At 67.8% G+C, this 5,827-nt stretch carries 4 protein-coding genes; all 4 read right to left on the reverse strand.

Features of this window, described 5'->3' with window-relative positions:
- Positions 1-596 (reverse strand): DUF885 family protein (locus JaAD80_RS27435; protein ID WP_258003215.1); only part of this gene is annotated, 596 nt, incomplete at its 3' end.
- A gap of 39 nt (positions 597-635) precedes the next feature.
- On the reverse strand, positions 636-2,840 hold the full coding sequence (locus JaAD80_RS31915) for a GGDEF domain-containing response regulator (RefSeq protein ID WP_102299268.1): 2,205 nt from the start codon (positions 2,838-2,840) through the stop codon (positions 636-638).
- Positions 2,841-3,014: 174 nt separating this feature from the next.
- Positions 3,015-5,186, reverse strand: a complete 2,172-nt coding sequence (locus JaAD80_RS27445) for a HAMP domain-containing sensor histidine kinase (RefSeq protein WP_102299270.1) — start codon at positions 5,184-5,186, stop codon at positions 3,015-3,017.
- A partial coding sequence (locus tag JaAD80_RS27450) for a response regulator (protein WP_146012571.1) occupies positions 5,183-5,827 on the reverse strand: 645 nt, incomplete at its 5' end. The genes JaAD80_RS27445 and JaAD80_RS27450, both read right to left, overlap by 4 nt.

A 5,827-nucleotide genomic window follows, 5' to 3' on the forward strand; every position in this document is an offset into this window, starting at 1 on the left:
CGCTCGCGCCCCGCCAAAGTCACGCGCGGCGGCGTGAAGCCGCGCCGCAGGCCGGCCCGCATGTTCTCCGTCTGTTCGCCGAAATAGCGCGGCACGTCATTCAGCAGCGCGATGTAGGCGCGGTAATCGGCGCTGGTGCGGCGCGGCTTGCGGGCCGCGTACGCCAGCTCGTTCCAGAACGCTGTATCGGCATTCAGAGGCCGCTCGTATTCGCGGAACTGCTGCTCGGCCAGCAAGGCGGCCACCTGTGCGCGGTAGACGGCAAAGTTGACGCCATCCTCACCGGCCAGGCTGGCCGAGTCGAGCGCGTCGAGCTGCGCCAGCACCCGCTGCCAGTAGGCGCGGCGCGCCTCCTGCGTGGCGGCGTCCACGCGCGGCAGGCCGGCCTGCGCCTTCTGCTGCTGGCGCCACTGCCATTCGGCGCTGTAAATCTGCTGGAACTGCGCGCTGGCACCGATGGCACGGTTGGCGGCGGGTGGCGTGGCGGCAGGCGCGGGAGCAGGAGCGGACGCAGTAACGGGCGCGGCGGCGGCGGCGCCATGCAGCAACACACAGGCGCCAAACACGCCAAACAGGGCGGGGAGGAGTTTTTTCACGGGGCAGTTGCTCAAAAGAAAAAGAGCCAGCATACCCGCTCACGCCAGCGCCAGCATCCTTTTTTCGCGCAGCAGCGCCGTGAAGGCGGGGGCCGGCACGGGGCGGCTGAAGTAATAGCCCTGCATTTCGTCGCAGCCATGCTCCGTCAAAAAGTCGACCTGGGCGCGCGTTTCCACGCCCTCGGCGATCACGCGCATGTTCAGATTGTGCGCCAGCGAGATGACGGAGCGGGCGATGGCCGCGTCGCTGCTGCTGGTGGTCACATCATCGACGAAGGACTTGTCGATTTTCAGCACATCGATGGGGAAGCGCTTCAGGTAGCCGAGGCTGGAATAGCCGGTGCCGAAGTCGTCGAGCGAAATGCCGACGCCGATATCCTTCAGGCGAGTGAGGGCGGCCACGGCCTTGTCCGGATCGCCCATCACCGTGCTTTCCGTGATCTCGATGCCAAGGCAGGCGGGCGCGATGCCGTATTTGCGCAAGGCCGCCTCGACGAACGGCACCGTGCGGTCCTGCGCGAACTGCTTGCCGGACAGGTTGACGGCCACCTTGATGCTGCCCAGGCCCGCATCGTGCCAGGCGCGGATCTGCGCGCAGACGCTTTCCAGCACCCACTCGCCGATGGCCGTGATGGAACCATATTCCTCGGCCAGGGCGATGAACAGGCCGGGCGGCACCTTGCCCAGCACGGGATTATCCCAGCGCAGCAGGGCTTCGGCGCCCAGCATGGCGCCCGTGCGCAAGCACATCTGCGGCTGGTAATGCACTTCGAATTCATCGCGGGCGATGGCGCCGCGCAGCTGCTGCTGCATGGCCAGGCGGGCGCGGATGTCGCTGCCCATGCGCTCGGTGAAAAACGCGTAATGGTCGCGCCCCATTTCCTTGGCGCGCACCAGCGCCGTGTCGGCGTGGCGCAGCACGTCGTCGAGGCTGTCGCCATCGGCCGGGCACATGGCGATGCCGATGCTGGTGGTCAGCGCCAGGCGTTCGCCATCGACGCTGAGCTCCCCGCGCAAGCCGGCCAGGATGGTCTGCGCCAGCGCCAGGGTACGTCCCAGCAAGGCATCGTCCTGCAGCAGGATCTGGAATTCGTCGCCGCCCTGGCGCGCCACCGTGTCGCCCTCGCGCATGCAGCCGGAGAGGAAACGCGCCACCACCTGCAGCGCCTTGTCGCCTACGGCCTGGCCGTGCGAATCGTTGATGTTCTTGAAGCGGTCCAGGTCCAGGCACATCAGCACCACCTGCTGGCCATCGCGCACGGCCTGCGCGCGCGCCTGCTCGAAGCGCTCGCGCATCAGCACGCGATTGGGGAGGCCCGTCAGGGCATCGTGGTAGGACAGGAAGTCGATCAGGTGCTGCTCGGCCTTGCGTTCGCTGATATCGAGGAAGACGCCGATATAGTTGACGACGGCGCCGTCGGGGCCATGCACGGTGGAGGCGCTGAGCAGGCAGGGATAGGTGTCGCCGCTCTTGCGCCGCGTCTGCACCTCGCCCGACCAGCAGCCGCTGCTGCGCAAGCCCTGGCGCAGGGCCAGCAGCACGGCTTCGCCCGTGTATTCGGCGTGCAGGCGCATGATGTCGGTGCCCACCACTTCCTGCGCCGCGTAGCCGGTAATGCGCGTAAAGGCGGGATTGGCCGTGACGATGACGCCGGCCGCATCGGTGATCAGGATGGCATCCTGCGTGGCTTCGAAGACCTGGCCCGACAGTCGCAGCAATTCCTCATTGGCGCGGCGGATCTGCACTTCGCGCGCCAGGGTGCTGGCCACCTGCTCCAGTTCCGCCGTGCGTTCGGCCACGCGGCGCTCCAGGTTGGCGCGCTCCTGCGCCAGCTGCAGCTGCGCCCGCGCCAGGCGCACGTGGGCGTCCGTGCGGGCGAGGATTTCCTCGGCCTGGAAAGGCTTGGCGATGAAGTCGACGGCACCCAGCGCAAAGCCGCGCACCTTGTCGTCCGTATCGTACTGGGCCGACAGGAAGATCACGGGCACCTGGCGCAAGGACGGAATTTCCTTCAGGCGCCGGCACACTTCAAAACCGTCGAGGCCCGGCATGCGCACGTCGAGCAGGATCAGCTCGGGCGGACGGGCCTGCGCCGTCCACAGGGCCAGTTCGCCATTCGGCGCCTGGCGCACCGCATACCCGGCGCCGCCCAGCAGGTCACTCAGCAGCTTGAGCGAGGCCGGCGTATCTTCAACGATCAGTACTTCGCCCTTGGCGTTCACTTCCGAAAAATCGCGATGCATGTAGCAGTTCTCTCAGCTTTGGATGAGGCGCGGCGGTCGATTGCCGCGCTGGACAAGACATTTCTTTGCAGTGAACTACGTATTATCATCATAATCTTTATTGCAATTAAGCACCATCCATCGCCCGCATATTGCTTGCCTTTTTATCTAAACCGATGTTCGCCGTCCACACTTTCAGGCCGGCGCCTCCGCACCATCCGCCTCGAGCAGCGCGCACAGCTGGCGGTACTGGTGCTGCTCCAGCATGGCCTGCAAGGGCGCCACCAGCGGCTGTGCGGCCGGCGGCAAGGCGGCCAGCAGTGATGCCACGCGGGCCAGGTTCAACTCGCGCAGCGCCACCAGCAAGGCAGCCCGCTCACCCTGCGCCAGCGGCGCCAGGTCGTGCAGCTGCAGCGCTGGCCGCGCGCCTGCCGGCGCCGGAACGGATACGGGCAAAGGAACAGACGCCTGCGGCGGCAGGCGCGCCGCCTGCACGGGGATGGTGAAACGGAAGGTGGCGCCCTGCCCCGGCATCGACTCCACCGTCAGCTCGCCGCCCATCAGCTGCACGAATTCGCGCGAAATGGCCAGGCCCAGGCCCGTGCCATCCTTCGGCCCCGCGCTGTCGGCCTGCACGAATGGTTCAAAGATGCGCTGCTGGTCATCCATGGCGATGCCGATGCCCGTATCGCTGACGGCAAAGCTCAGGCGCCAGTCATCGCCGCCCAGCCGCTCGCCGCGCACGCGCAGGGTCACGCAGCCGCTGCCCGCGAACTTGACGGCGTTCGACATCAGGTTCAGCAGCACCTGGCGCAGGCGGGTGGCATCGAGCAGCGCGGCCGGCGGCTCGGCCACGCAATCGAGGCGCAGCAGCAGGCCCTGCTGCTCGGCGCGCATGCCCAGCATGTCCATCACCTCCTGCAGCAGCGGCGCCAGCGCCACCACGGCCGTCTGCGGCTGCAGCCGTCCCGCCTCGCCTTTCGACAGTTCGAGGATTTCATTGATCAAGGTCAGCAGATGATTGCCCGAGCGGTGGATGATGGCCAGGTTGCGCTTTTCATCGGCCTGCATGTTCGGCGAGGCGGCCATCAGGCGCGAAAAGCCGATCACGGAATTCAAGGGCGTGCGCAGTTCGTGGCTCATGTTGGCCAGGAAGACGCTCTTGGCGCGGTTCGCCGCCTGCGCCTGGCTGACGGCCACCGACAGCGCGCCCGTGCGCTCGGCCACCAGTTCTTCCAGGTGATGGCGGTGGCGCAGCAGCTCCAGTTCCGCCTCGCGGTGCGCCGTGATGTCGTAGTTCGAGCCGACCAGGCGCAGGGGCAGGCCGGCGCCATCGCGGAAAATCACGGCATCGGCCTTGATGTAGCGGATGCTGCCATCGGGCCACAGGATGCGGTACTCGTGCGCGAACGCGTTCCCCGCACGCAGTGCGGCGCGGATGGCCTCCTTGGTCGCCGGCACGTCTTCCGGCACCAGCGCCGCGCGCCACAGCGCCGCCGGCGGCACGCCGCAATCCGGCTCGGCCTTGAACTGCGCGTACAGCTGCTCATCCCACTGCAGTTCGCCACTGCTGACGTTCCAGTCCCAGATGCCGATGCTGGCCGCGCCCGTGGCCATCTGCACGCGCTCCTCGCTACGCTGCAAGGCGCGGTAGCGGCTGTCGAGCAGCGCCACCATGTCGCGGATGGAGCGGTAGAGGGTGCGCAATTCGCCCAGGAACCAGGCCTTCGGCGGCGTGGCAAACGCTTCGCTCTGCCCCGCCTTCACGCCCGCCGCATACTGTCCGATGGCCTTCAAGGGCTTGAGCATCAGCCACCACATCACCAGCCAGATGCTGGCCACCAGGATCACGTCGAGCGCCACGATCATGGCGCCGATGGCCAGCGCGCGCTGGCGCAGCTGCGCATTCAGCAGGTCCGGCGTGGCGTACACGGTGACGCTGCCGATGACTTGCCCGCCCATCGTCACGGCGCGCCGCTCGGCCAGCCAGCCCGGTTCGCCCGGTTGCGAGGACAGGGTATCGAGCGTCCCGGCGGCGTTGCGGCGCAGGGCCAGCGCCTCCTTGCCGATGCCGGGCGTGAGCGCGCTGGCCACCAGGTCGCGCTTGCCCAGCGTGCTGCGCATGATGGCCAGCATCTGCCGTTCATCGAGATTCCACAGCGGCAATTCGATGGCCACGGCCAGCTGGTCCGCGCTGACGGCCAGGCTGCGGTACAGCTGCTGCCAGCGCTGCTCGCGCTCGGACTGGTAAAACAGCACGGCAAACACCAGCAGCAGCGCGGTGACGACAAAGGTCAGCGCCACGCTGACAGCCAGCACGATGGAGACACCGCCCAGGCGGGTGTCCTTGGGGGCGGAAAAAGTCATGCGTCCGCGCCTTGCGTCTCGCCGGCCAGCTGTGCCAGCAAGGCGCACAGCGGCTGGTACTGGTGCAGCTCCAGCATGCCGGTGATATGCGCGGCCAGCTGCGGCGCGCTGGTCGCCACGCCCGCCAGGACGATGGCGCTGCGGCGCACATCGAGGGCCCGCACCGATTCGAGCAAGGCCTGGCGTTCGGCGGCGCCCAGCTGGCCCAGCGCCTGTTGCAGGTCAAAGGCCTGGGCCGGTTCTCCCTGCCCGCCAGGCTCCCCGGTGGTGCGCTGGAAGCGCAGTCCCAGCTGCTGCTCCAGCATGGCAAACAGGTGTTCCTGTTCGATGGGCTTGCGCAGGAAACCGTCGGCGCCGGCGGCCAGCGCCTCCTGCTTTTCTTCCTCGAAGGCGGAAGCCGTCATGATCACCAGGCGCGGCTGCGCCAGCGCCGTCTGCGCGCGCAGCCAGTGCGTCAGTGCCAGGCCATCGATGTCCGGCATGCGCCAGTCGCTGAGCACCATGTCGTAGCGCTGCGCCGCCAGCATGGCCTGCGCCTGCGCGCCGCCCGCCGCTTCCTGCAGCACGAAGCCCAGGGGCGCCAGCAGGCCGGCCAGCAGCTTGCGGCAATTCTCGTCATCATCGACCAGCAGCACCGTGCG

The organism is Janthinobacterium sp. AD80 (assembly GCF_002878455.1).
GTDB lineage: Bacteria > Pseudomonadota > Gammaproteobacteria > Burkholderiales > Burkholderiaceae_D > Janthinobacterium.

Excerpts from the sequence above, each read along its gene's own strand:
- JaAD80_RS31915 (WP_102299268.1), bottom strand. The coding sequence starts at position 2,840 with ATGCATCGCGATTTTTCGGAAGTGAACGCCAAGGGCGAAGTACTGATC.
- JaAD80_RS27445 (WP_102299270.1), bottom strand. The coding sequence starts at position 5,186 with ATGACTTTTTCCGCCCCCAAGGACACCCGCCTGGGCGGTGTCTCCATC.